Below are 264 nucleotides of genomic sequence, written 5' to 3'. Positions count from 1 at the left end.
GGCGTGCCGCAGCTGGTGGCCCATGGGGTGGCCGCAGAGGAGGCGCAGGAAGCGCAGCTTGCGGGGACGCTGCGCGCGCATCTGGTGGGGCAGCTGCCGGACTACATGGTGCCGGCGGCGTTCGTGCGGCTATCGGAGCTGCCGCTGACGGTGAACGGCAAGCTGGACCGCAAGGCACTGCCGGCGCCGGCTGACGATGCCTATGCGCGGCGGGGCTACGAGGCGCCGCGCGGGGAGCTCGAGACGGTGCTGGCGCAGCTGTGG

The 264-nt window shown here is 73.5% G+C and carries 1 protein-coding gene; it reads left to right on the top strand.

Going from position 1 to position 264, the window contains the following annotated elements; genetic code table 11:
* Positions 1-264, top strand: a 264-nt coding sequence (locus AB4Y34_RS42315; RefSeq protein ID WP_368719362.1) for a hypothetical protein, incomplete at both ends; no start/stop codon positions are given.

It is taken from the genome of Paraburkholderia sp. BR10954 (assembly GCF_040965775.1).
Taxonomy (GTDB): domain Bacteria; phylum Pseudomonadota; class Gammaproteobacteria; order Burkholderiales; family Burkholderiaceae; genus Paraburkholderia; species Paraburkholderia youngii.
This window is presented reverse-complemented; position numbering and strand designations above follow the sequence as displayed.